The organism is Streptomyces sp. NPDC004561 (assembly GCF_053602155.1).
This window is the reverse complement of the sequence record NZ_JBSGDB010000689.1, coordinates 1-3,558: the sequence shown is the minus strand read 5'-3', so window position 1 is coordinate 3,558 and position 3,558 is coordinate 1. Positions and strand designations below refer to the sequence as shown.

2 protein-coding genes and 1 pseudogene are annotated in these 3,558 nt (G+C 76.6%); 2 read left to right on the top strand and 1 reads right to left on the bottom strand.

Translation table 11 applies throughout. From position 1 onward, the window contains the following. The coding region (locus tag ACWEN3_RS43615) for a CHAT domain-containing protein (protein ID WP_452983445.1) at positions 1–570 on the top strand (570 nt) is incomplete at its 5' end. A 15-nt stretch (positions 571–585) separates the two neighbouring features. Here the strand turns inward: ACWEN3_RS43615 and ACWEN3_RS43610 are convergent. Further along, a pseudogene (locus ACWEN3_RS43610) lies at positions 586–2,318 on the bottom strand (LuxR family transcriptional regulator AbsR2). Positions 2,319–2,413: 95 nt separating this feature from the next. Between ACWEN3_RS43610 and absR1 the strand changes: the two are divergent. Further along, positions 2,414–3,499, top strand: a complete 1,086-nt coding sequence (absR1, locus tag ACWEN3_RS43605) for a beta-glucuronidase AbsR1 (RefSeq protein WP_452983442.1) — start codon at positions 2,414–2,416, stop codon at positions 3,497–3,499. The last annotated feature ends 59 nt before the right edge of the window (positions 3,500–3,558 follow it).

Below are 3,558 nucleotides of genomic sequence, written 5' to 3'. Positions count from 1 at the left end.
CCGGCAGTCGGGCAGCGCGGGCGATCCCGGCCCTGTCCTGGCCGACCGGCTCGCTGTGCTGGTCCGGCCCGCGTTCTCCGAGTTCTTCGGCGCGGCACGGCGACGGTCCTGGAGGGCGCGGACGCGCAGGTCCCGCGGGTGCTCGCGGAACTCGACGGCGCGGGCCTCGCGCATCTCGCCGCCCACGGCACCTTCCGTGCGGACAGCCCGCTGTTCTCCGCGCTGCGCATGGCCGACGGCCCGCTGATCGTGCACGACTTCGAGCGCCTGGCCCGCAGCCCGTACCGGATCATCCTGTCCAGCTGCGACACCGCCCGTCTCGCCTCCGTCGGCGCCGACGAACTCCTCGGCCTGGTCACGGCGTTGCTCCCGCTGGGCACCGCCGGGGTGGTCGCGAGCAGCGCCCCGGTCAACGACGCGGCCGTGGTGCCCCTGATGCTCGCGCTGCACAAGGGCCTGGGCGCGGGCCTCTCCCTGGCCGAGGCCCTGCGCGACGCCCGGGCCGCCCTGCCCGGCGACACGGTCCACCAGGCGACGGGCTGGGCGTTCGCGGCGTTCGGGGCCGCGTGAGGTCCGGTGGGGCCGTCACGCCGGCTCCTCCAGCAGGCACGGCAGCGCGTCCCGGTCCCCCGTGCCGAGCCGGGTGTACGCGCTGTACAGGTGGTTTCCGACCGTGCGGACCGACAGGGTCAGCCGCTCGGCGATCTCCCGGTTGCTCAGTCCGGCCGCGGCGAGGGTGACGATCTGCCGCTGCCGCGCGGTGAGTTCGCCGAGGACCAGCCCGGCGAGGGCCGGCGTGCGCGCGCCCTGGCAGCGGCGGGCGCGGGCGAGCGCCCGGGTACGGGACATGCGCGCGGCGCGCGGGTCGCGGTGGACCCGTACGGCCTGGGCGTGGGCCTCGGCCGCGAACAGCAGGCGACGCGCTCCTCCAGGGCCTCCGCGGCCCGGTCCAGGGCGGCCGCGTCGCCCCGGGCCAGGGCGTCGGCGTGCCGGGCGAAGACACTGCCCGCCGGCAGCCGCCCGGCGACCCGGCCGGGGTCGCCGAGGCGTACGGCCGCGTAGAGCGCGTAGGCGTCGTCGCCGGCGGGGGCGGCGGGAGCCGACGGGTCGGTCTCGTCCGACTGGTCCCGCACGGCGCCCAGTTCCGCACGGCAGTCATGGTCGTCCGGCGCCTGGCGCAGTCCTTCCCGGGCCCACGCGGCCGCGTCCCGCACCTCGCCGCGCAGCCGGGCGAACCGGGCGCGGACGGCCGCGTACCCGGCCGGGACCGGGGCGCCCTCCGCGACCAGCCACTCCCCCACCGGCGCGGGCAGCGGCCGGACGTCCAGCTGCTCGATGCGCCCTGCGAGGGCCCGCTGTTCGGCCTCCAGGGCCGGGCCGTGGGCGAGGGGAGGGCGGGTCAGCCGGTGGGCCCGCAGCCGGCCGGTCGTGGCGCGCAGGGCCGGGCCGTGCAGGGGGTGGGCGAGGGTGACGGCGCCGCGGTCGTCGACGGTGATCAGCCCGTCGGTCTCCAGGCGTTCGAGGACGTCGAGGTCGAGGTCGTCCATCGGCAGCGGCAGGGGCTCGGCGAACGCGAGGCGTTCCAGGGTCTCGCGTTCGCCGGGGCCGGACCGCTCCAGGGCGGGTGCCAGCCGCTCCCGTACAGCCGGGGTGACCGGCAGCGGGCCCCGCCAGGCCCACTCGCCGGTGTCCGGGACCGGGAGGAGGCGGCCGCTCCCGCCGAGCGCGGTCACCAGGTCGCGCAGCAGCCGGAGGTCTCCCCGGCACAGCTGGTGCAGGCGGTGCACGGTGAGGGGTTCGAGGCCGGCCGCGGCGAGCAGCCCTGCGGTGTCCTCGCGGGGCAGCGGTGCCAGCTCCAGCCGGGGCAGCAGCTCCCCCGTCCACAGCCGGGACACCGCGCCGGGCGCCGGTGTGCCGTCCGTCGCGGTCACGAGCAGGCGGGTGCGTCCGTGCACGGCGAGCTGGTGGACCAGGGCGGCGGAGCCCTCGTCCAGCAGATGGGCGTCGTCCACGACGAGGAGCCGTACGCCGGACAGCGCCCGGACCGCCCGGTGCAGCGAGCCGGTCTCGGGCAGCAGGTGCGCGAACGCCGCGAACGGCAGGTCCCGGGCCTCGGGCGTTCCGGTCACCCGGGCGTGGTCCGTGCCCCGGACCGCCTCCGTGATCAGCCGGGTCTTGCCGCGGCCCGCCGGCCCGGTGACCACGATGCCGTGCCGCCCGGCCGCCGACTCGCCCCGCACCAGCGCCAGTTCCTCCTCCCGGCCGGTGAACGGCCAGGGCAGCCGAAGGGTCTTCGCGTCCTGTTCGTAAGTCCTCACACCATGCAGAGCGCGCGTACTCAGGTTTGATACAGGGCGACTTGAGTAGCCCCCGACTCAGGCGCCCGGCCCCGGCGGGCGGGCAGGCTGACCGCATGACCCGACGCCTCTGCTCGCTACCGCGGCAGTCGGCCCCGTCCTACGGACCGGGGCTGACCGCCGAGCGGCTGGGCGCGCTGCTCGCCGGGCGGCGCATGTGGGTCAACGGTACGGTCCTGCACTACTGCTTCCTCGACGACGACGGCGACGCCTCGGTGATCCCGGTCCCCGGGACCGGGGAGCTGCGCCGGATGCCGTGGGCCGGCGGCAAGGAGCAGCGGGACGTGGTCCGCGAGTGCTTCGCCCTGTGGCAGGGGCTCGGCATCGGCGTCACCTTCGCCGAGGTCGGCGACCGGCGCGAGGCGGAGCTGCGGATCGGGTTCCAGGCCGGCGCGGGTTCCTGGTCGGCGGTGGGCCGGGAGGCACTGTCGGTCGGCGGGGGCGAGCGCACCATGAACCTCGGCTGGGACGTGACCGCGCCGGGGGAGCGCGGGATCGTGCTGCACGAGATCGGGCACGCGCTCGGCATGGTGCACGAGCACCAGAACCCGTTCGCCGGGCTCCACTGGGACGACGAGGCCGTGTACGCCGAGCTGGCGGGCCCGCCGAACCACTGGAGCCGGGAGACGACGTACACGAACGTCCTGCGCGAGCTGGCGGCCTGTGAGGCGGGCGGCTCGGTGTGGGATCCGCAGTCGGTGATGGCGTTCCCGTTCGGACCGGGGCTGGTGCTGGAGCCAGAGCGGTACCGAGGGGGGCTGCGTCCGGGCGGGGCGCCGTCACCGCAGGACAAGGAGTTCGTCCTGCGCTGGTACCCGCCCGCCGGGCCTTCGGGGCCGGCCGAGCTGGTGCCGTTCCGGTCGGTGCCGCTCGGGCTCGGACCGGGCGAGCAGGCCGACTTCGCCGTCGAGCCGCCGGAGACCCGCGACTACACCGTGGGCGCCTTCGGCGACGCCGACACCGTGCTGGTGGTCCTGGAGGAGCGCGACGGGGAACCGCGCTTCCTCGCGGGGCACGACGACGGCGGCACGCCGGACAACGCCGCCGTCCGGGTCCGCCTCGTCAGGGGCCGCCGCTACTTCGTCCGCGTCCGCCTGTACTCCACGTGGGGGTCGGGAGAGACGGCGGTCATGTGCTGGTGAGCGCATGCGGACGACACGCACCACATGTCCGGCACCGGGGGAGCGGTCGCGGACGTCAC

What these genes read in the sequence shown, in the direction of transcription:
- absR1 (WP_452983442.1), top strand. Translation starts at nt 2,414, where the DNA reads ATGACCCGACGCCTCTGCTCGCTACCGCGGCAGTCGGCCCCGTCCTAC.